The organism is Rhodococcus daqingensis, assembly GCF_042665615.1.
In the GTDB taxonomy this organism is placed as follows: domain Bacteria; phylum Actinomycetota; class Actinomycetes; order Mycobacteriales; family Mycobacteriaceae; genus Rhodococcus_G; species Rhodococcus_G daqingensis.
In genome coordinates this window covers 51,599-72,043 of sequence record NZ_JBHTCS010000024.1, presented here as the reverse complement: position 1 = coordinate 72,043, position 20,445 = coordinate 51,599, and the positions used below count along the sequence as shown (strand labels likewise).

Here is a 20,445-nt window from a genome sequence, read left to right as displayed (position 1 = left end):
CCTCCTGGTGCACGCGCAATTACGCGAGCGCGTTCCACCAGTCGTCGTCGATGCGACCGGACCCGACCAGAACCGACGGCCCACGCAGTTCGGCGGCGCCCCCGCGCACGGCGACGAGGACCTCCCCGCCCGGCACCCGCACCCGGACCTCGCCCTCCTCGCGGCCGTCGGCCCGCAGCGCCGCCGCGGCGGCGGCGACGGTCCCGGTGCCGCAGGATCGCGTCTCGCCGACGCCACGCTCGTAGACGCGCATGTCGACAACTCCGTCGACCAGCGGGGTGAGGATCTCGACGTTCACCCCGTGCGGGAAGAAGGCCGCCGAGAACGCGGGCGCCGCGGTCAGGTCGAGCGCCGCGAGCTTGTCGGCGGTGAGCGACTCCTCGACACAGGCCAGGTGCGGATTGCCCACGTCGATGCCCAGCCCGGTGAAGGTCTGGCCCGCCACGATGGCACTGGAGGTCCCGAGCTCGGTGACCGTTCCCATCTGGACGGTGACGTCGGCGGTCCAGCCGTCGCAGCTGTGCACGACCACGGGCCTGGCGCCCGCGCGACTGCCGACGACGAACTCGCTAGCCCCCTCGAGGCCGGTGGCGCGAAGGTAGTGCGCGAACACCCGGACCCCGTTGCCGCACATCTCGGCGATCGAGCCGTCGCCGTTGCGGTAGTCCATGAACCAGTCGTCGTCGCCCACGCCCTCCGGCAGCGCCTCGAGCACGCCTGCCGCGCGCAGGGCCCCGGCCCTGGCGACCCGCAGGACCCCGTCCGCGCCGAGTCCACGGCGTCGGTCGCACAGCGCGGCGACCCGCTCGGCACGCAGATCCAGGCGCACGTCGAGATCCGGCAGGACCACGAAGTCGTTCTCGGTGCCGTGGCCCTTGCTGAATTCCATGCCGATCATGCTACCGAGCGGCGGGTACGGCTCGCCCACCCCGGCGAACAGGGCCATCCGCGCGGCGAGGCGGCCGGCGATGGCCGCCGAAGACACGTCCGGATGCGACTGCCAGTCCGAGTCCCACTCGTCGCTCATCGGTGCTCCCGTCCCTTCGGCGAGGCACCCAGGCGCTGCCTCGCGATCTCGTAGAGGCTGACCGCGCCTGCGCTCGGCGCGCCGAGGGAGCTGGCCGCGCCCCCGATCGGGATGCTCACGGTCACATCACAGGCCGCGCGCCAGGAGGCGCTCATCCCACGGGTCTCGTTGCCGATGACCAGGATCGTGCCCCCGGTGAAGTCGTTCTCGAAGATCGCCACGTCGCCGTCCTCGTCGGTGCCGACGATCCGCAGCTCGGTACCGCCGTCGCGGACCCGCGCCCGGTAGGCCAGCACCTCGTCCGAGTCCGCGACCGTCAGCACCGGCACCGCGAACAGCGAGCCCGTCGAGGCGCGCACGCAGTGCGGGTCGTACGGATCGGCCGCGTGCCCGGCGACGATCACCGCGTCCGCCCCGAAGGCATTCGCCGACCGGATGAGGGTGCCCAGGTTGCCCGGCGAGGACGGCCGGTCGAACACCACGAGCAACGGCGACGCACCGGTGAGGGCGAGCGAACCCAGCCCACGGTGCCGCTGCTTGGCGACCGCGATCAGCTCGGGCGAGGCATCCTTCTCCCCCAGCTCCGCCATGAGTTCGCCACTGACGCCGACCTTCTCGTGCCGCCAGCCGTCGAGGACCCCGCGGGCCCAGGACGAGAGCGGGGGTCCGTCGAGGCGATACAGCAGCGTCTCCAGCGGCCAGTCGTGCTCGATCGCCAGCGTCAGCGGTCGCACACCCTGGATGAGGAACCGCGCGGACTTCGTCCGCTTGGCGCGGGTGTTCAGATACGACTCCCACTGCTGAAATCGCGCATTGCGCACCGTGACCCGCGCGTCGCGCGCCGCGAGTCTGCTCACCGGCTTCTTGCTCACTGGCTCCCCACAATCGTCAATGCCCTAGAGATCACATCGCGGTCACCACCGTCGAGCCAGTGCACCCGCGGGTCGCGCCGGAACCACGAACGCTGCCTACGGACGTACCGCCTGGTCCCGATCAGGGTCAGCTCCCGGGCCTGCTCCAGGTCGTACTCGCCGTCGAGCGCGGCCAGCACCTGGGCGTAGCCGATGGCCCGCGGGGCCGTCACACCCTCGCGCAGTCCCACCTCGATCAGGCCGAGCACCTCCTCGACGAGACCGCCCTCGAACATCGACCGGGTGCGCAGCCCGATCCGCTCGTCGAGTTCCGCGGTGTCGCGATCCACACCGAGAATAATGGTCCCCCAACGCGGTTCGCCGATGACGGGTGCGGAGGCGGCGAACGGCCTGCCGGTGAGTTCGACCACCTCGAGGGCCCGCACCATCCGCCTGCCGTCGGTCGGCAGGATCGTCGCGGCGGCCTCCGGGTCTGCCTTGACCAGTTCCGCGTGCACCCCCGCCACGCCGCGCTCGGCCAGCACCGCCTCCCAGCGCGCCCGCACCGTGGGATCGGTGGCGGGGAACGACCAGTCGTCGAGCAGGGACTGCACGTACATCATCGAACCGCCGACGATGATCGGCACCGCGCCGCGGGCCACGATCGCCTGGACGTCAGCCCGAGCCGCGCGCTGGTAGTTCGCCACCGTCGCCGTCTCGGTGACCTCGAGCACATCGAGCTGGTGGTGCGGGATGCCACGGCGCTGATCCGGCGGCAGCTTGGCGGTGCCGATGTCCATGCCACGGTATTGCTGCATCGCATCGATGTTGACGATCTCGCCGCCGAGCCGTTCCGCGAGGTCGAGGCCGAGGTCGGACTTCCCGGTCGCGGTCGGGCCGACGACCGCGATCGGCGCGCGCGCCGTCACGGCAACCACATGCCGACGTGGTATCCGACTCCGTACGGCGCACCCTGGTAATACGTCTGGGTCGCTCTCGGCCTGCGCCCGAACAGCCCGGCGAGCACCTGCCAGGCGGCGCGACCCTCGATCCCGATGTCCAGGCACGCGACCGGGTCGAGTTCCGCCAGGTACTCAGTGTCCCCGGAGTCCAGTGCCCGGTCCAGTTCTCCCTGCGCCTCGGGTGCGCGCTCGTCGAAGGCACCCGGAGCCTTGGCGGTCAGTGTCCGGGCACCGTCCGCGACCACCAGGACGCCGTGGTTCAGCGGCTCCGCGTCGAGGCGTTCACGGAGCCGAACCCCGAGTTCGGCGCAATACACCGGCGAGGTGTCCTCAGCCACGATGATCGCGTCCACGACGGTCTCGGCGGGGGCCGCGGCGCGTAGCCAACCGGCGATCAGCGCGGCCAACGGCAGATCGGGGTCGAACGCCTCGGGGGCCTCGTCGGACAATGCGACCCGCACATCCGCCCCGTACCCGCGGAAACTCCCCGAGGTGGTGGCCGGGAACTCGCATTCGGTGCGTCCGACGCCGATCGCGGTCCAGCGTGTCGAGAGTTCGCCGAGTCGAGCGGCGACGTCCGTCGAGGCCACCCGCAATCCGGCCGTCTCCGCCGCCGCGCCGCCCGCCAGTTCGGGTATCAGCAGGGGTGGCGAGGACACGAGAGCCGCGGCGGTGAACACACTGGGCCACGGTAGTCGACGCCCGCGGCGGTGCCGCGCCGCCCATTGTGCAGCAATCCCCGACTTCGAGGTCTGACCTGTTTCAATAGTCGTGGCCACTTGCAGCGGGTTGAATGGAACCCACACCCACGAGTGGCACTGAGACCTACGACGCACCGGCAGCCGTGACGCGCGGCAGAGATGAGGAGTCATGACCGACAGCAGCGCACCCAAGCCAGGCGCCCCGAAGCCCGGAGCACCCAAGCCCGGCGCACCCAAGCCCGGCGTGGTCAAGCCGTCGGCCGCCGGGCCCGCCCCCGCCGTAGCGCACCCGCCGACCGTGGCTCCACCGAGCGATCCCAGCCTCTTCGGCCGGGTCGACGAGGACGGCACGGCCTGGGTCAGGACCGCCGACGGCGAGCGTCAGATCGGCTCCTGGCAGGCCGGTGACGCGGCCGAGGGCCTGGCTCACTTCGGCCGCCGCTACGACGACCTGGCCACCGAGGTCGCCCTGTTGGAGGCCCGCCTCGTCTCGGGTGCCGGCGATGCGAAGAAGACCAAGGCCGCCGCCGTCGCCCTGTCGGAGTCGCTGCCGACGGCCGCAGTGATCGGGGACATCGACGCGCTCACGCGCAGGCTGGACGTGATCGTCGCGGAATCCGAGCAGGCCGCGGTGGCCGCGAAGGCCGAACGCGAGCACGAGCGGGAGGAACACACCCACCGCAAGGAGGAGCTCGCCGCGGAGGCCGAGCAGATCGGCGCCGAATCCACCCAGTGGAAGGCCGCGGGCGATCGGCTGCGCGAGATCCTCGACGAGTGGAAGACGATCCGCGGCGTGGACCGCAAGGTCGACGACGCGCTCTGGAAGCGGTACTCGAAGGCCCGTGAGGCGTTCAACCGGCGGCGCGGCGCGCACTTCGCGGAGCTCGACCGCGACCGCGCCTCCGCGAAGGTCGTCAAGGAGGAACTCGTGGTCCGCGCGGAGGCCCTGTCGGACTCCACCGACTGGGGCCCGACGGCCGCCGCCTTCCGCGACCTGCTCACCGAGTGGAAGGCCGCGGGCCGCGCACCGCGCGACGCCGACGACGCCCTGTGGAAGCGGTTCAAGGGCGCCCAGGACGTGTTCTTCGCCGCCCGCAACGCCGCAGCATCCGAGCGCGACGCGGAGTTCGACGAGAACGCCACCGCCAAGGAGGCGCTGCTGCGCGACGCCGGGGACATCGACCCCGACAAGGACCTCGAGGCCGCCCGCGCCGCGCTGCGGGACCTTCAGGACAAGTGGGACGCCATCGGCAAGGTCCCGCGCGAGCGCATGCACGACCTCGAGGGCAAGCTGCGCGCGATCGAGAAGAAGGTGCGCGACGCCGCCGACACCCAGTGGCGCCGAACCGATCCCGAGGCAATGGCCCGGGCCGCCCAGTTCCGCGAGCGGGTCGCCCAGTTCGAGGACCAGGCCGCGAAGGCGACCGCCGCGGGTAAGACCAAGGACGCCGAGAAGGCCCTCGCTCAGGCCCAGCAGTGGCGCGAGTGGGCCGAAGCCGCCGAGGGCGCGGTCAACGGACGCTAGCCGGCGCTGGTGTCCGCGGTTCCCGCGGACACCAGGTGCCTGGCGGAGGCGACGAGAAGGACCAGGCACAGCGCCACGGCGGGCCAGATCAGGACGAGCCCGATCGATCTGAGCCAGGGCGCTCCGATCGCGCCGGCGACCGTGATCGTCGCCGCGGCGGTCATCCCCATCGGGAATGCGGTGGACCAGCGCCGGACGTCGAATCCGAGGCGCGGCCATCGCACCTCGCAGATCGCCAATGCCAGATACCCGGCGAGGTCGAGGGCCAGGATCACCGCGGCGCCGACCCGGATCACGGTGTGCGGCCAACCGTTCCAGTCCGCCGCGTCCGTCGCGGCGACGAGCTTGCCGGCCGCGAGCGCGCTGATCGCGAGCCCGCCGGCGCACACCCAGTGGTCGCCCGCGCCGATCCTGAACTGCGCGAACGAGAAGCGTGCCAGCACGGCCGTGTAGGCGATGAGGCCGAGCACGAACACCGCACCCGATGCCGCGGTCAGGAACGGCGCGCGCAGCTCGACCGCGAGGGTGGCGCCGAGGACCACCAGCCCCTGCGTCGCCACGCAGAGCAGGAAGTGCGCGCCGACGGTCGGTCCGGTCCAGTGCCCGATCACCGCGGGCATCAACACCACCCACACGAGGACAGCCAGGCACAGCGCGAACACCGCAATCGCGTCCCAGCCGAGCAGGGCGACCCGGGTGCCCAGGACCGTGGTCGCCGCGACCGCGGTCAGCGCGGCCGGGGTGTCGGCCTCGGTCTCCCAGCGGGCCCGGTCGCCGACCAGCCGCGCGAGGAAGATCCCGACGAGCACCGCCCAGATGCCGACCGCGACGACCAGCCAGATTCTGGAGAACCACTCGATGCCGGCCGAGTGGAGCGCGACCGACACGATCCCGGTGGCCATCGCGGCCGCGCCGGCGCCCGGTGGCACCGCGTTCAGGGCGCGGCCCGCGCCGACCATCTCCTCAGGACGACTGTGCATGGCCTCAGCATGACGGCCGGTACGCCGCCGCGCCGGGCGAATCTCGGTCGCGGACTCAGTCCTGTTCGTCGCCCCAGATCGTCCGCTGCTCGGCCTCCGCCGTCCGCTGCCTGCGTTCCTGCTCCGCGGCCAGCTGCACGGCGGTGCGGCTCCACACCACCTTCAACCAGTGGAACGTCAGGACCAGCACCGCGATCCAGCCGAGGATCAGGCCGATGCCGGGCCCGCCGCCCGGATCCGTCGCGGGCAGCGTCTGCCGGGACCAGATCGCCAGCATGCCGAACACGGAGGCCACCGCGCAGCCGGCGGACGCGATCCAGGCCAGCGCCCAGCGCCGGGTGACCAGCGCCAGCACGCTCACCCCGACGCCGAACACCATTGCCAGCCACACGAACACGCGGGACGGCAGCGCAATCGACTCCGCGAGCGCGGTGTCGTCACCGGCCAGCACGTCCCAGCCGTTCGCGGACCCGGTGTGCGACAGCATGAACGAGAGCAGCAGCACCAGCACGGCCACCGCGACGACCACCGCGCGCATCCCGGGATCGATCTCCCCGGCGACCTTTCGCTCGGCGGCGTCGATGTCCTTGCGGTACTGCTCGATCGGGTCCTCGTGCGCGTCTTTGCTCATGCTCCACATCCGGTTGCGGTGGGCAGCGGCGCGGGCGCGCCGATCTGCGGTAGGCCCAGCCCGACGCCGATGGGCGGCGTCTTCGGGGTGATGCCACGTTCGTGCGAGTCGCCCGCCCTGGTGCGGCGGTGCGTCAGGACCGGGCCGTCGGCGATCAGGTGGTGCGGGGCGGCACCGGTGATCGTCGCGGTGATCACGTCGCCAGGGCGGAGGTCGCCGTCGAGCCGGCCCTCCGGGCGGAAGTGCACCAGCCTTCCGTCGCGGGCGCGGCCGCTCATCCGCCGCGTCGCCTCGTTCTTGCGGCCCTCGCCCGCGGCGACGAGCAGCTCGACCTCGGCGCCGAGCAGCTTCTGGTTCTCCTCCAGGGTGATCTGCTCCTGCAGCGCGATCAACCGGTCGTACCGCTCCTGGACCACCGCCTTCGGCAGCTGCCCCTCCATCTCGGCGGCGGGGGTGCCGGGCCGCTTCGAGTACTGGAAGGTGAATGCACTGGTGAAACGCGCCTGCCGGACCACGTCGAGGGTCTCCTGGAAGTCCTCCTCGGTCTCGCCGGGGAAGCCCACGATGATGTCGGTGGTGATGGCGGCGTGCGGCATCGCCGCACGGACCTTGTCGATGATGCCGAGGAACTTCGTCTTGCGGTAGGAGCGACGCATGGCCTTGAGCACGCGATCGGAGCCCGACTGCAGCGGCATGTGCAGCTGCGGGCACACGTTGGGCGTGGTGGCCATCGCCTCGATCACGTCATCGGTGAACTCGGCGGGGTGCGGTGAGGTGAACCGGACCCGCTCGAGTCCCTCGATGTTCCCGCAGGCGCTGAGCAGGGCGGCGAAGGCGCCCCGGTCGCGCGGGACATCGGGGTCGGCGAAGGAGACGCCGTAGGAGTTGACGTTCTGCCCGAGCAGGGTCACCTCGAGGACGCCCTCGTCGACCAGGGCCTGCACCTCGGCCAGGATGTCGCCGGGGCGGCGGTCCACCTCCTTGCCGCGCAACGCGGGCACGATGCAGAACGTGCAGGTGTTGTTGCAGCCGACCGAGATGGACACCCAGCCCGCGTAGGCGGACTCACGCTTGGCGGGCAGCGTGGACGGGAAGGCCTCGAGCGACTCCAGGATCTCCACCTCGGCCCGCTGGTTGTGCCGGGCACGATCGAGCAACGTCGGCAGCGACCCGATGTTGTGGGTGCCGAACACCACGTCCACCCAGGGCGCCTTCTTGACCACGGTGTCGCGGTCCTTCTGCGCCAGGCAACCGCCGACCGCGATCTGCATGCCCGGGTGCGACGCCTTCGTCGGGCGGAGCATGCCGAGGGTGCCGTACAGCTTGTTGTCGGCGTTCTCGCGGACCGCGCAGGTGTTGAACACCAGCAGGTCGGGCTCGGACCCCGGCGCCGCCTTGGTGTACCCGGCGTCCTCCAGCAATCCGGACAGACGCTCGGAGTCGTGCACGTTCATCTGGCAGCCGAAGGTGCGTACCTCGTAGCTACGCGCCGCCTGGTTCTCGAAGTCGCTCGGCGCCGCGGGGGTCTCTCGGTCGATCGTGTCCACGTCAACCAGGGTACGGCCCCGCCCGTGGGCGCTCGCACGCCCACGTTGCCCGGTCCCTCAGGCCGGCGGCACCGAGGTGGGCACACCGAGCCGCAGGGCCTCGGCCGCCATGCTGGGCAGCCCCGACAACCGCCGGTTCATCGACGTCGCGATCCCCGCGCCCTGGACCTTGGCACGGTCGGCGTGCGGGCCCGCGTACATCTCGTCGACGGTCTGGTGCCAGAGCGCGAGCCAGCGATCGAAGTGCTCGGCCCCGAACGGGTGCTGCCCGCGAACCCGCTGGTGCACCCGCAGCGCGCTGCCCCGGTACTTGCCCGCGCCGAACAACACCGTCTCCCAGAAGTCGCACATCACCGGTAGATGGGACTCGAGACCCTGCTCCCGCACCTCCGTGAACGGCTCGGCGAGCAGGTCGTCGACCAGGGCCCGTCCGTAGAACCGTCGGAGCAGAGCCTCGACGTCCGCCCGGCAGGTCAGGTCCCCGATCATGTGTTCCCCCTGTGTCATCGCCGGCTCGCCCCCGCCAACCTACCGGGGGCCCGGCGCGGCGAGAGGCGCAAAGGATGCGGTGCGCCGTCCTGACCCCCTAGGGTCTTGGGCTATGACGAACGCGGGTGAACCGGGGTCCGCCACCTCGGTGGCCGACTCCCCCACCATGATCTCGATGAGGTCGGTCCAGAAACACTTCGGCGACCTGCACGTGCTGCGCGACATCGACCTCGAGGTTCCCACCGGCCAGGTCGTGATCGTGCTCGGACCGTCCGGGTCGGGCAAGTCCACGCTGTGCCGGACGATCAACCGCCTCGAACCGATCGACTCCGGGACCATCGCGATCGACGGCACGGAACTTCCCGCCGAGGGCCGGGCGCTCGCCGCGCTGCGGGCAGACGTCGGGATGGTGTTCCAGTCCTTCAACCTGTTCGCGCACAAGACGATTCTCGAGAACGTCATGCTCGGGCCGGTGAAGGTCCGCAAGAAGGGCAAGAGCGAGGCCAAGCAGCGGGCGATGGAGCTGCTCGAGCGGGTCGGCATCGCCAACCAGGCGGACAAGTACCCGGCGCAACTCTCGGGCGGCCAGCAGCAGCGGGTCGCGATCGCACGGGCGCTCGCGATGAATCCGAAGGTGATGCTGTTCGACGAGCCGACCTCCGCACTGGATCCGGAGATGGTCAGCGAGGTTCTCGAGGTGATGATCTCGCTGGCGAAGGAGGGCATGACGATGCTCGTGGTCACCCACGAGATGGGGTTCGCCCGCCGGGCGGGCAACCGCGTCCTGTTCATGGACGACGGCCTGATCGTCGAGGACACCGATCCGGATTCCTTCTTCACCGCACCGAAGACGGACCGCGCCAAGGACTTTCTGGGCAAGATCCTGGGCCACTGAGCCCTGGTCGCCGGCCACCACGCTTCACCAATGTTCTGACCACAGAGAGGAACGCCATGAGGATCAATCGCGCGCTACGACTCGGTGTCGGCATGATCGCGATCGCCGTCGTCGCCACCGCCTGCGGGGGCGACGAGCAGAAGAGCGCCTCGGAGAGCGCCGAGAGCGGCAAGCTCACCGTCGGCATCAAGTACGACCAGCCCGGCCTCGGACTGCGCAATCCCGACGGCTCGTTCAGCGGCTTCGACGTCGACGTCGCCACCTACGTGGCCGACAAGCTGGGCGTGCCCGCCTCCGGGATCACGTTCAAGGAGTCGCCCTCGGCCCAGCGCGAGACGTTGATCCAGAACGGCGAGGTCGACTACATCGTGGCCACCTACTCGATCACCGACGCCCGCAAGGAGAAGGTCGACTTCGCCGGCCCCTACCTGACCACCGGCCAGTCTCTGCTGGTGCGCTCCGACAACACCGACATCACCGGCCCCGAGTCGCTGACCGGCGGCAAGAAGCTGTGCTCGGTGACCGGATCGACGCCGGCACAGAAGGTCAAGGACACCTACGCCAAGGAAGTCCAGCTCCAGGAGTTCGACACCTACTCGGCGTGCGTCGAGGCGCTGCGCAACGGCGCGGTGGACGCGGTGACCACCGATGCGGTCATCCTCGCCGGCTACGCCGCCCAGTACCCGGGGCAGCTGAAGGTGGTCGGGCAGCCGTTCACCACTGAGAACTACGGCATCGGGCTCGCCAAGGGCGACACCGAGACCCGGAACAAGATCAACGACGCGATCGAGGCGATGATCGCGGACGGCTCCTGGCAGGCCGCGCTGGAGAAGAACGTCGGCCCGTCCGGCTACCCGATCCCCGCTCCGCCCACCGTCGACCGCTACTAGTCGTCGCCCGCCGCCGACGGGACCGGACCGACCGGGCCCGTCGGCGGCGGCCGTCACGGCACCATCTGCCCCGGGGAGAGGCCACGTGGACATACTCAGCGAGTACTGGGATCAACTGATCTCCGCATTCTGGATGACGATCAAGCTGACCGCGCTGTCCGCGGTGGGTGCGCTCATCATCGGCACGGTGCTGGCCGCCATGCGCGTCTCCCCCATCCCGGTGGCCCGGTGGATCGGCGCTGCCTACGTGACGATCTTCCGCAACACCCCGCTGACGCTGATCATCATCTTCTGCTCGTTCGGCCTGTACCAGACCATGGGCATCCGGCTGGCACCGGAGAGCTCGCCGACGTCGCTGGCGGACAACAACATTCGACTCGCGATTCTGGGGCTGAGCGTGTACACCGCCGCGTTTGTCTGTGAGTCGCTGCGCGCGGGCATCAACACCGTGCACGTCGGCCAGGCGGAGGCCGGGCGCTCGCTCGGCCTGACCTTCGCACAGAACCTCCGGCTGATCGTGCTGCCGCAGGCGTTCCGGTCGGTGATCGCGCCGCTGGGCAGCGTCCTGATCGCGCTCACCAAGAACTCGACGATCGCCTCGGTGATCGGCGTCGCCGAAGCATCGCTGCTGATGAAGACGATGATCGAGAGCGAGGCCGCCATCTTCGTGGTCGGCGGCATCTTCGCCCTCGGGTTCGTGATCCTGACCCTGCCGATGGGTCTGCTGTTCGGCTACCTGGGCAAGCGGATGGAGGTGGCCCGATGAGAGCCGAACCGACCGTCCTCTACGACGTCCCCGGCCCGAAGGCGCGCAACGTCTACCGGCTGCTGTCGGTGGCCGTCGCGGTGGCGCTGGGTGTCGTCGGCTACCTCGTGTACCGCGCCCTGGATTCGAAGGGCCAGCTCACCTCCGAGAAATGGAGCCCGTTCACCGAGTCCACGTCCTGGACGACGTACCTGATCCCCGGCATCCGGGGCACCCTGATCGCCGCAGCGCTCTCGATCGTGCTCGCGTTGATCCTCGGCGCCGTGCTCGGCATCGCCCGAATGTCCGATCACCGGGTGATCCGGAGCGTAGCCGGGTTCATCGTCGAACTGTTCCGCGCGATCCCGGTGCTGATCCTGATGATCTTCGCGTACCAGTTCTTCGCCGACTACCAGATCTTCAAGTCGAAGTACCTGGCGCTCGCGGCCGTGGTCACCGGACTGACGCTCTACAACGGATCGGTCATCGCCGAGATCGTCCGCGCCGGCATCAGGTCGCTCCCGAAGGGCCAGACCGAGGCGGCGAAGGCGCTCGGCATGCGCAAGAGCATGATCATGCGGACCATCCTGCTGCCGCAGGCGGTGACGGCGATGCTGCCCGCGATCATCTCCCAGATGGTGGTCGCGCTGAAGGATTCCGCACTCGGCTACCTCATCGGCTACATCGAGGTGGTCCGCTCGGGCCAGCAGCTCGGCTCGTTCTACGGCAACTACCTACCGGCGCTGCTGGTGGTGGCCGCGATCATGATCGTGCTGAACTCGGCGCTGACGATGCTCGCCACCCGGGTCGAGAAGCGGTTGCGAACGGGCAAGCGCGGCAAGGTGACCCCGGTGCCCGCGGGCGGAGCCGCCGTCGCCGCGCCGGGCATCGACATCACCGGCGACTGATCAGGTCTCAGTTCGGCGCCGGCGCAAGATCGTTCGCCGCCAGCGCGAGAATGTCGTTCGCGTGACTGAGGGCGATGAAGTGACCGGTCCGCGCAAACGAATCTCACGCCGTTGGCCTTCGCATACCGATCAAACATCGCGGCCCTCGAGCCGACTCGAGGGCCCCCGTGGTTGTGCAGGACGAGTGGACCACCGGGGTCGCCGGCTTCGAGATAGGTGACGGTCCGGCCACCGACCCGGATACTTCCCTCTCGTGTCACGTGGGCTCCTCACAGTGTTGGCCGGGCGCCGCAACTGGGTTGATCCGGCGCCGGAACTGCAGGTGATCCGATCTCGTCCATAGCAGGCATGACCGGTCATCGGCCTCGACCGAAATGGAGCTGACCGGCAACCAACCCGTTGAACGGGATGACCTCGGCCTTATACCTCCGATCCAAACCGGGCACCACCCGCAGATCCCACCCCGCCGGACACATTAATGATGATGAGTATCACACTTCCGCGGAAAGGTGATCAGGAGATTAAATGTTGCGTCGCCCCGATCGGGGCGACGCACGTTCGCGCAGCGCGCGCCACGGAAAGGGTTCTCCATGATCTCGTCTGACACCGTCCCCCTCGCCCTCATCGGCCTCGTCGGCCAGGTGCTCGGGGGTCTGGCCGCCGGCTCCAGCAACTGATCGCGCGCGCGCTTTTCAACTGGGGCTATCGAGGGGTTGAAAAGCGCGCCCGCCGTGGGGATTCATCCGTCAGGCCGGTCCTCGGTGTCCGCGCCGGCGCGCGCAAGCTCCGACTTGACCACGTCGAATGCCATTCCCTGCGGATACCCCCGTCGGGCGAGCATCGAGACCAGGCGTCGAACGGTGCGCTCGCGCTCGGAGCTGCGCCCTCCCGGGCCGTCCACCGGGAAATCGAGCGAGGTGGTGCGCAGCTTCCGCCGCACCAGATCGGTTGCGCGGGCTCGCTCGTCGTCACCGTCGATCTGGCCGAGGGCCTGGGCCGCCACCTCTGGTGCGACGCCCTTGGTGCGCAGTTCCATCGCCAGCGCGCGCTTCCCCTTGCCGGAGAAGGTGTGCCGCGAATGCACCCACTGCGCCGCGAAGGACGCGTCGTCGATCAGGCCGACCGCGGTGAGCCGATCGAGCACCCGCACGGCGACATCCTCGTCGAAGCCCTTGTCCGCGAGCTTCTTGGCCAGCTCCGCCCGGCTACGCGCCCGATCCGTCAGGAGGCGCAGGCACAGATCCTTCGCCTGTGCCTCCTGAGCGGCCGGGGTCCGGGGGGCATCGTCACCGGAGCGCACGAGGGTCCTAGAAGTCGACCGGGGCCGCGGGCGTCGCGTCCGCCGTCACGTCGGCGCCGATACCCAGCTTCTCCTTGATCTTCTTCTCGATCTCGTCGCGGATGTCGGTGTTCTCCAGCAGGAACTTGCGGGCGTTCTCCTTGCCCTGCCCCAGCTGGTCGCCCTCGTAGGTGAACCAGGAACCCGACTTCCGGATGAAGCCGTGCTCGACGCCCATGTCGATCAGCGAGCCTTCCTTGCTGATTCCGTGACCGTAGAGGATGTCGAACTCGGCCTGCTTGAACGGCGGGGCCATCTTGTTCTTGACCACCTTGATCCGCGTGCGGTTACCGACCGCATCGGAACCGTCCTTCAAGGTCTCGATTCGCCGGATGTCCATTCGAACCGACGCATAGAACTTCAGCGCCTTACCGCCGGTGGTGGTCTCCGGCGAGCCGAACATGACACCGATCTTCTCGCGGAGCTGGTTGATGAAGATGACGGTGGTGCCGGAGTTGCTCATCGCGCCCGTGATCTTGCGCAGCGCCTGGCTCATCAGGCGAGCCTGCAGGCCGACGTGGCTGTCGCCCATCTCACCCTCGATCTCGGCGCGGGGCACCAGCGCCGCGACCGAGTCGACCACCAGGATGTCGAGCGCGCCGGAGCGGATCAGCATGTCCGTGATCTCCAGGGCCTGCTCGCCGGTGTCCGGCTGGGAGACCAGCAGCGCATCGGTGTCGACGCCGAGCTTCTTGGCGTAGTCCGGATCGAGAGCGTGCTCGGCGTCGATGAAGGCCGCGATGCCGCCGTTGGCCTGTGCGTTGGCGACCGCATGCAACGCGACCGTGGTCTTACCGGAGGATTCCGGACCGTAGATCTCGATCACACGACCGCGGGGCAGACCGCCGATGCCGAGCGCGACATCCAGCGCGATGGATCCGGTCGGGATCACCGCGATGGGCTGACGAGACTCGTCCCCGAGGCGCATCACCGAACCCTTGCCGAAGTTCTTGTCGATCTGCGCCAGTGCGAGCTCGAGCGCCTTGTCGCGATCGTGTGCCTGTGGTGCCATCTTCGGTTCTCCTTAAGTCAACGACTCGTCCAGCGATCTGGGGTTCATCAGCGATCTGTTTCATGCGATGCCGTCACCGTAGAGCGGGGTACCGACAAGTTCGTGATCAGCAGACTTTGTCGATCGCACAGCGTCGCCGATCCGTGAGATCACCGAACACGATCCAGCATAGGGGAACACCTGTTCGAGTCAACTACCCGAGGCGGCGTGGCGCCCGGCGAATCGGGCGAGCGGGTTCACCAGCGTGCGCGCGGGACCTCGAACTCGGCACACAGCGCACGCCAGACCTCGCGGGGGTCCCGACCTGCCTCGATGGCCTCGGCCGCGGTCTTGCCGCCCAGGCTGAGCAGGACGTGGTCCACCAGCAACGAGTCGCCGTACAGTCGGCCGAACTCGCCGTGGACCATCTCATTGAACTCGGTCAGTCGCACCTGGCAACGGTAGCGCGCATCGTCACCGGGCCGCCGCCCTGCACACCGCGACCGGGTCGGCCACGTCCGACAGGCTGGCCGCAGCGCTCCGGGCGGCCTCGCCGAAACCGGGCTCGGTGAGCACCCGCAGGACGGCCGAACGCAGGGCGTCGACGCCGAGCGGGCGCACCACCGCCGCACTGCCCTGCCTGGCCGCGCGGTTCGCCAGTTCCCACTGGTCCCCCCCGCCCGGCACCGTGACCGCCGGAACGCCGGCCAGCAGTGTCTTGGCCAGCATGCCGTGACCGCCGCCGCACACGACCGCGGCGGACTGCGCGAGCAGGGCATCCTGCCGGCCCAGGCCCGCGCGCGCCCAGTCCGGCAGCCCGGTCGGCGGTTCGTCGAGCATCGAGGCAACCACCCGCACGCCCGCACCGTCGAGGGCCTTCAGCGCCGTCTCCAGCATGCCCTCGGCGCCGGTGAACGCGGTCGACGGCGCGATCGTCACCAGCGGCTCGTCACCGGGCGGCGGCGCCAACAGATCCGCCGTCGGCTCCCACAGCAGCGGGCCGACCACGTGCGCGTTCTCCGGCCAGTCCGGCCGGGGCACCTCCAGCGCGGGCAGGGTCGCGATCAACCGTGCGACCGGCCCCGGATCCGTCGCGGGCAGCCCCACGCCGACCCGGGCAACGGATCGCTGACGTTCACCCTGCCGGATCGACCGACCGGTGGCGGCCCGCATCAGGGCGTCCCTGGTCCGACCGCGCAGACCCTCCCCCGGCGCGAGACCGCTGCCGATCGGCGGCAGGCCCTTTGAGGCCGAGTAGAGCGGGTGCGGCGACAGCTCCACCCAGGGCACGTCGAGGCGCTCGGCGGCCATCCCGCCGCCCGCGGTCAGGATGTCGGAGACCACCAGATCCGGCAGCATGGCGCTCAGATCCGGCAGCACCTCGGTGGAGATGTGCGCGGCCCGCGAGTGGATCCGCTGGCCCGCGTCCATGTCGTCGTCCTCCGGCCGTGGCGCCAGGCCCTTCAGCTTGCGGGCGGTGATGCCGGCTCCCCGTGCCGCCTCCAGCCAGCGGGCCCCGGTGAAGAGAACCGGATCGTCACCCGCCGCAATGAATCTCAGGCACAGCGCGATGGCGGGAATGGCATGGCCCGGATCCGGTCCGGCGACGACGGCGACTCGCATCCGATCAGGGTGCCACAGCGGCCGGAGGGCCCGGACCTCAGTGACGCGCTTCCAGGCCGACGGCATCGCGGAGCCGTGTCGCGGCCTCGCGCAGCGCCGGGTCGTGCACCGCGGACGACTCCATCAGCGCGGCCAACGCCTCGGCGATGACGTTGAGCTTCTCCTGCGCGGCCTCGTCGGCCCGCCGGCTCGCGTTCTCCAGTAGCACCACCAGCAGCAGGGTGAAGACGCTCGCGACGGTGTGGATGGCGACCTGCCATGTCTTCAGATCGGTCCACAGCGGGAGGCTGACCAACCAGAGTGCGACCAACCCGGCGCACACGAAGAAGAAGGGCGCCTGACTGACCCGGAGTTCGGCCTGCTCGACGAACCGCTCGAACGCGGAACGCCGATCCCCGCGCCGCCGGGTCTGCGCCGCGTCACTTCTCCGCTCCATCGCCTACTCCGCTCCGCGCACTCGATGGACATCCAAGGCTACCGAAATGTCGTGCGGGCATGGACAGTCGTTGAGTTCCGGCGTTGACTAGACGGGTCTCACAGCCAGGAAAGCAGCACAGAGCGATGAGCATTGCGAAGAAGATCGAACACACGGCCGACGCCTTCAAACACTGAACACCGTAATGCCCGAGAGCGACCTTTCCTCCACCGCGACGCAAGTGGCGCAAAACAGCCTCTTCGAACGATTCGCGCGCGCGGGCTTCGTCGTCAGCGGCATTGTCCACCTGATCATCGGCTACATCGCGATCAGGATCGCCCTCGGCGGCGCGGGCGGCGCCGCTGACCAATCCGGGGCGATGGCGGAGTTGGCGAGCAAGCAAGGCGGCAAGTTCGCACTGTGGATTGGCACTCTCGCGTTCCTGGTGATGGCATTGTGGCGTCTCGCCGAAGCGGCGCTTGGTAAGTCGTCAGAGCCGGGGTCCGACAGCGTAGCGTCCGAAGTGACCAATCGCATCAAGGCTTTCGCCCTGGCGGTGGTCTACTTCGCCTTCGCGTTCGCCTCGTTTGGATTCGCCCGGGGCAGTGGGAAGTCCAGCAGTGCCCAGAGTTCGGGGCTCAGCGCGCGCATGATGCAGACCGGCGCCGGAACAATCGCACTGATCGCGGTCGGCCTGATCATCATCGCGGTCGGCGGCTACCACGTCTACAAGGGAGCGAGCCGGAGCTTCGTCGAGGACCTCAAGGGCGATACAGGTGACCTCGTCCGGCGCCTCGGCATCGTGGGATACATCGCAAAAGGAATGGCCATCGCGGCAATCGGGCTGCTGCTCGTCCTCGCCGCGGGCCAAGCGGAGCCGGCCAAGGCCACCGGCCTCGACGGCGTCCTCAAGACCCTGTTGGCCCAACCCTACGGAGTCGTTCTCCTCGTGCTGGCCGGCGTGGGGATCATCACCTACGGGCTGTACAGCTTCGCCATGGCGCGATACGCCAAGATGTGAGCAGCGCTGTTCAGCCGCGCACCAACCCGCTCAGGGCCCGAGCCCGGCGGCCCACCGCCGACCACGTCCAGCGTGGTGACTCCGCGGATCGTCAGGGTGCGCGGGCTCAGAACTCCATGCCGGCGTCGGCCCCCATCTGCATCGTGGTGTTCCCGCCGTCGAGCGACTCGCGGATGATGTCCGCGTGACCCGAGTGCTGCGCGGTCTCCCGGAGGATGTGCAGCAGGATCTTTCGGGCTGACCACCACTCGCGCTCGGGGGCCCACGGCGCGGTCGGCATCGGGATGAGTACGCCCAGGTCCGGCAGTCCCGCCACCGCCGCCTCGGTCGCGCGTGCGACGGCCGCGTAGTCCTCGAGCAGCGAAGCCAGGGTCGCGTCCTCGCCGACGGTCCACGCCTCGGTGGCGGTCACCATGTCGAACTCGGCGTTCTCGTCGCGTTCGAGCATCGTCTCGATCCAGTGCCGCTCCGTGGTGGCGACGTGCTTGACGAGGGACATCAGGGTCAGCTCGCTCGCCGTGGACCGGGTCCGTGCCTGCGCGTCGTCGAGTCCCCGAACCGTGATGAGGAACGTCTGACGCTGGTCGGCCAGCATCGCCAGGATGTCGGCGTGCTCTCCGGGGACCGTGGACTGTGCGGCTACGTTCTGAACTGTGCTCATGTGATCGGCCTTCCCTTGCCTGTTGGTTGGTAGGGATGACGCTACGAGCAATTGCGGTCGGAAACGGTCCTCAATTGCCGGGGTCGCGGAGAAGACCTGAAAAACCTCGCCGTCAGCCGTTCAGCGCGGCCTCGGCCGCCGGCGTCGCCCGCTCGCGATCCGCGGGCACCAGACCGATGCGGGTGCGGCGGTCCAGCAGGTCGTCGACGTCGAGGGCACCCTCGTGGCTGACCGCGAACGCCAACTCGGCATGCGTGACGTCGATGCCCTCGGCGATCGGCGTGAGCTCACCCGCCGCCGCCACCCGGGCCGACTCACTGCCGTAGCGGGCGACGAGCGAGGTGGGCAGGTCGCCCGTGACCGGCCCAGCGCCGACGACCGGGAGCTTCGTGGTCACACACGGCCCCGCCACAAGCCCGCCCGCGCGGACGGCCGCGTCGACCGCGTCCTGCGCCATCTTCCGGTAGGTGGTGAGCTTGCCGCCGACCACGCTGATGACGCCGTTCGACGAGCGGAGTACCGCGTGGTTGCGGGAGAGATCGGCGGTCTTGCCCTCACCGGTGTCGAGCAACGGCCGCAGACCCGAATAGGTCGCCAGCACGTCCGCCCTGGTCAGCGGCGTCCCCAGCGCCGTGTTCACCGTGTCGAGGAGGAAGTCGATCTCGAAGTCCGCGGCCTGCGGCACGTCGGGGATCTCGCCCTCGATCGCCTCGTCGGTGAGGCCGAGGTAGACCCGGCCGAGTTGCGCGGGCAACGCGAACACGAATCGGTTGGTCTCCCCCGGGATCGGCACCGTCAGCGCCGCGGTCGGATTGCCGAGCACCTGCGCGGGCAACACCAGGTGCGTGCCCCGGCTGGGCTTCAGGCGGATGTCGGGATCGACCTGCCCGGCCCACACCCCCGCCGCATTCACCACCGCGCGGGCCCGGATCGTCAGCTCCTCACCGGTCTGCTCATCGCGCAGCCGCGCCGAGGTCCCGGTCACGTCGTACGCGCCCACCCGGGTCAGAACGGTGGCACCGTGCTGCGCCGCGGTGCGCGCGATGGCCACCACCAGCCGGGCGTCGTCGACGAGTTGGCCGTCGAACGCGAGCAGCCCGCCGCGCAGGCCGTCCCGCCGGACCGCGGGCGCGAGCTCCGCGGCGCGGTCGGCGGAGACCCGGCGCGATCTCGGCAGCACCTTCGCCGACGTCCGGGCGGTGGCCCGCAACACGTCGCCCGCCAGGAATCCGGTTCGCACCAGGGACTTCTCGAAGGTCCCGACCGACGGCAGCAGCGGCACGAGCTGAGGCATCGCCCGGACCAGGTGCGGCGCGGTGCGCGTCATCAGGATCCCGCGCTCGACGGCGCTCTCCCGCGCGATGCCGACGTTGCCCGAGGCCAGGTATCGCAGCCCGCCGTGGGCGAGCTTGGAGCTCCATCGGCTCGTCCCGAACGCGAGGTCGTGCTTGTCGACGAGCACCACCCGCAGGCCGCGCGAGGCGGCGTCGAGGGCGGTGCCGACACCGGTGATGCCGCCGCCGACGACGAGCACGTCCACCGCCACCCCGTCACCGAGGGCGGCCAGTTCCCGGCTGCGCCGGTCCGCGTTCAGCGCCGAATTCGATTGCTGGTTCACCGTTGCTCCTAGGTAAGGGGTGCTCGAGGCATGAGGTAGGCGTCGACCGCGAGGGCGAGCTCCGCGATCAGCTCCTTCGGGGGCAGGATCTCCGCGACCATGCCGGCGGACTGCACGGCCGACTGCGCCATCAGCAGGATCATGGTGGCGATACCGGTGGCATCGCCCGCGCGGATCGAGCCGTCGCGCTGCCCGACCAGGACGACCGGGGTGAGCGTGTCGACGATCGCCCGCTGGCTCGCCCCGAGCCGGTCGACGATGTAGGTGATGAGCAGTTCGGGGTCCGAGCGCAGGATCTTGACGAACAGCGGGTGGGTCCGCACCGTCTCGGCGGTCTCCGCGACGCCGCGCACCAGTTGCTCACGCGCGGCCCCCGCCCCGGACATCTGCGGCAGCGCGTGCTCGATCTCCCTGGTCAGCAGGTCCGCGACGACGGCCTTGGTATCCGGCCACCGGCGGTACACGGTGGGCCGGCTCACACCCGCGCGACGGGCGATCTCGGCAAGGGTGGTCCGCCTCAGGCCGAACTCGAGCACGCACGCACGAGTTGCGTCGAGAATGAGGTCGTCGACGGTGGGTGCTGCGGTTGCAGCCTGCGGATCTGCGTTACGGATAGACATCGTATG

General features: G+C 69.7%; 22 protein-coding genes. 6 read left to right on the top strand and 16 right to left on the bottom strand.

Annotation, left to right across the window (positions count from 1 at the left end):
* Positions 1-19 precede the first annotated feature (19 nt).
* From dapF to ACFQS9_RS19535, 4 genes are all read right to left on the bottom strand, one after another.
* Complete coding sequence (dapF, locus tag ACFQS9_RS19550; RefSeq protein WP_378408275.1) at positions 20-889, bottom strand: diaminopimelate epimerase; 870 nt, start codon at positions 887-889, stop codon at positions 20-22.
* A 134-nt stretch (positions 890-1,023) separates the two neighbouring features.
* Positions 1,024-1,899, bottom strand: coding sequence for a TrmH family RNA methyltransferase (locus ACFQS9_RS19545; protein WP_378407711.1), 876 nt, complete (start codon positions 1,897-1,899; stop codon positions 1,024-1,026).
* The gene (gene miaA, locus ACFQS9_RS19540) at positions 1,896-2,807 is read right to left on the bottom strand and encodes a tRNA (adenosine(37)-N6)-dimethylallyltransferase MiaA (protein ID WP_378407709.1); all 912 of its coding nucleotides are present in this window, start codon (positions 2,805-2,807) and stop codon (positions 1,896-1,898) included. The genes ACFQS9_RS19545 and miaA overlap by 4 nt, the downstream gene beginning before the upstream one ends.
* Positions 2,804-3,520, bottom strand: coding sequence for a class III extradiol ring-cleavage dioxygenase family protein (locus tag ACFQS9_RS19535; RefSeq protein ID WP_378407707.1), 717 nt, complete (start codon positions 3,518-3,520; stop codon positions 2,804-2,806). The genes miaA and ACFQS9_RS19535 overlap by 4 nt, the downstream gene beginning before the upstream one ends.
* A gap of 190 nt (positions 3,521-3,710) precedes the next feature.
* Between ACFQS9_RS19535 and ACFQS9_RS19530 the strand changes: the two genes are divergently transcribed.
* Positions 3,711-5,066: a DUF349 domain-containing protein gene (locus tag ACFQS9_RS19530; RefSeq protein ID WP_378407705.1), complete on the top strand. Its 1,356-nt coding sequence runs from the start codon at positions 3,711-3,713 to the stop codon at positions 5,064-5,066.
* On the opposite strand, the gene ACFQS9_RS19525 is transcribed toward ACFQS9_RS19530, so the two are convergent.
* The 4 genes from ACFQS9_RS19525 to ACFQS9_RS19510 are packed head-to-tail and all read right to left on the bottom strand — an operon-like array spanning position 5,063 to position 8,731.
* Positions 5,063-6,046 carry a tellurite resistance/C4-dicarboxylate transporter family protein gene (locus tag ACFQS9_RS19525; RefSeq protein WP_378407703.1) on the bottom strand — a complete coding sequence of 328 codons (984 nt, stop codon included), beginning with the start codon at positions 6,044-6,046 and terminating at the stop codon, positions 5,063-5,065. The genes ACFQS9_RS19530 and ACFQS9_RS19525 overlap by 4 nt on opposite strands.
* A gap of 55 nt (positions 6,047-6,101) precedes the next feature.
* Positions 6,102-6,677, bottom strand: coding sequence for an Rv2732c family membrane protein (locus ACFQS9_RS19520; protein WP_378407701.1), 576 nt, complete (start codon positions 6,675-6,677; stop codon positions 6,102-6,104).
* A complete protein-coding gene (gene miaB, locus ACFQS9_RS19515) occupies positions 6,674-8,224 on the bottom strand; it encodes a tRNA (N6-isopentenyl adenosine(37)-C2)-methylthiotransferase MiaB (protein WP_378407699.1) in 1,551 nt (516 codons plus the stop codon). The genes ACFQS9_RS19520 and miaB overlap by 4 nt, the downstream gene beginning before the upstream one ends.
* 57 nt (positions 8,225-8,281) lie before the next feature.
* Positions 8,282-8,731, bottom strand: coding sequence for a group III truncated hemoglobin (locus tag ACFQS9_RS19510; RefSeq protein ID WP_378407697.1), 450 nt, complete (start codon positions 8,729-8,731; stop codon positions 8,282-8,284).
* Positions 8,732-8,879: 148 nt separating this feature from the next.
* Between ACFQS9_RS19510 and gluA the strand changes: the two genes are divergently transcribed.
* The 4 genes from gluA (at position 8,880) to ACFQS9_RS19490 (ending at position 12,151) form a co-directional block, all read left to right on the top strand.
* Positions 8,880-9,608 carry a glutamate ABC transporter ATP-binding protein GluA gene (gluA, locus tag ACFQS9_RS19505; protein ID WP_378408272.1) on the top strand — a complete coding sequence of 243 codons (729 nt, stop codon included), beginning with the start codon at positions 8,880-8,882 and terminating at the stop codon, positions 9,606-9,608.
* Between the two features lie 56 nt (positions 9,609-9,664).
* Complete coding sequence (locus ACFQS9_RS19500) at positions 9,665-10,498, top strand: glutamate ABC transporter substrate-binding protein (RefSeq protein WP_378407695.1); 834 nt, start codon at positions 9,665-9,667, stop codon at positions 10,496-10,498.
* Positions 10,499-10,583: 85 nt separating this feature from the next.
* Positions 10,584-11,264, top strand: a complete 681-nt coding sequence (locus ACFQS9_RS19495) for an amino acid ABC transporter permease (RefSeq protein WP_378407693.1) — start codon at positions 10,584-10,586, stop codon at positions 11,262-11,264.
* The gene (locus tag ACFQS9_RS19490; protein ID WP_378407691.1) at positions 11,261-12,151 is read left to right on the top strand and encodes an amino acid ABC transporter permease; all 891 of its coding nucleotides are present in this window, start codon (positions 11,261-11,263) and stop codon (positions 12,149-12,151) included. Before ACFQS9_RS19495 ends, ACFQS9_RS19490 begins: the two co-directional genes overlap by 4 nt.
* Before the next feature lie 739 nt (positions 12,152-12,890).
* Here ACFQS9_RS19490 and recX read toward each other — a convergent pair.
* From recX to ACFQS9_RS19465, 5 genes are all read right to left on the bottom strand, one after another.
* Positions 12,891-13,451 (bottom strand): recombination regulator RecX, encoded by a 561-nt coding sequence (recX, locus tag ACFQS9_RS19485; RefSeq protein WP_378407689.1) that lies wholly within the window; start codon positions 13,449-13,451, stop codon positions 12,891-12,893.
* Between the two features lie 7 nt (positions 13,452-13,458).
* Complete coding sequence (recA, locus tag ACFQS9_RS19480) at positions 13,459-14,502, bottom strand: recombinase RecA (protein ID WP_378407687.1); 1,044 nt, start codon at positions 14,500-14,502, stop codon at positions 13,459-13,461.
* A gap of 236 nt (positions 14,503-14,738) precedes the next feature.
* On the bottom strand, positions 14,739-14,933 hold the full coding sequence (locus tag ACFQS9_RS19475; protein ID WP_378407685.1) for a DUF3046 domain-containing protein: 195 nt from the start codon (positions 14,931-14,933) through the stop codon (positions 14,739-14,741).
* Positions 14,934-14,955: 22 nt separating this feature from the next.
* Complete coding sequence (locus ACFQS9_RS19470; RefSeq protein ID WP_378407683.1) at positions 14,956-16,104, bottom strand: glycosyltransferase; 1,149 nt, start codon at positions 16,102-16,104, stop codon at positions 14,956-14,958.
* Positions 16,105-16,141: 37 nt separating this feature from the next.
* Positions 16,142-16,540, bottom strand: coding sequence for a low affinity iron permease family protein (locus ACFQS9_RS19465; RefSeq protein WP_378407681.1), 399 nt, complete (start codon positions 16,538-16,540; stop codon positions 16,142-16,144).
* Positions 16,541-16,724: 184 nt separating this feature from the next.
* On the opposite strand from ACFQS9_RS19465, the gene ACFQS9_RS19460 reads away from it, so the two are divergent.
* Positions 16,725-17,540 carry a DUF1206 domain-containing protein gene (locus tag ACFQS9_RS19460; RefSeq protein ID WP_378407679.1) on the top strand — a complete coding sequence of 272 codons (816 nt, stop codon included), beginning with the start codon at positions 16,725-16,727 and terminating at the stop codon, positions 17,538-17,540.
* A gap of 106 nt (positions 17,541-17,646) precedes the next feature.
* Here the strand turns inward: ACFQS9_RS19460 and ACFQS9_RS19455 are convergent, their stop codons facing one another.
* The 3 genes from ACFQS9_RS19455 to ACFQS9_RS19445 all read right to left on the bottom strand — a co-directional run bounded on the left by ACFQS9_RS19455 (position 17,647) and on the right by ACFQS9_RS19445 (position 20,439).
* Positions 17,647-18,201: a DinB family protein gene (locus ACFQS9_RS19455; protein WP_378407678.1), complete on the bottom strand. Its 555-nt coding sequence runs from the start codon at positions 18,199-18,201 to the stop codon at positions 17,647-17,649.
* A 112-nt stretch (positions 18,202-18,313) separates the two neighbouring features.
* Complete coding sequence (locus ACFQS9_RS19450) at positions 18,314-19,819, bottom strand: glycerol-3-phosphate dehydrogenase/oxidase (RefSeq protein ID WP_378407676.1); 1,506 nt, start codon at positions 19,817-19,819, stop codon at positions 18,314-18,316.
* 8 nt (positions 19,820-19,827) lie between these two features.
* Positions 19,828-20,439, bottom strand: a complete 612-nt coding sequence (locus ACFQS9_RS19445) for a TetR/AcrR family transcriptional regulator (protein WP_378407674.1) — start codon at positions 20,437-20,439, stop codon at positions 19,828-19,830.
* Positions 20,440-20,445 lie beyond the last annotated feature (6 nt).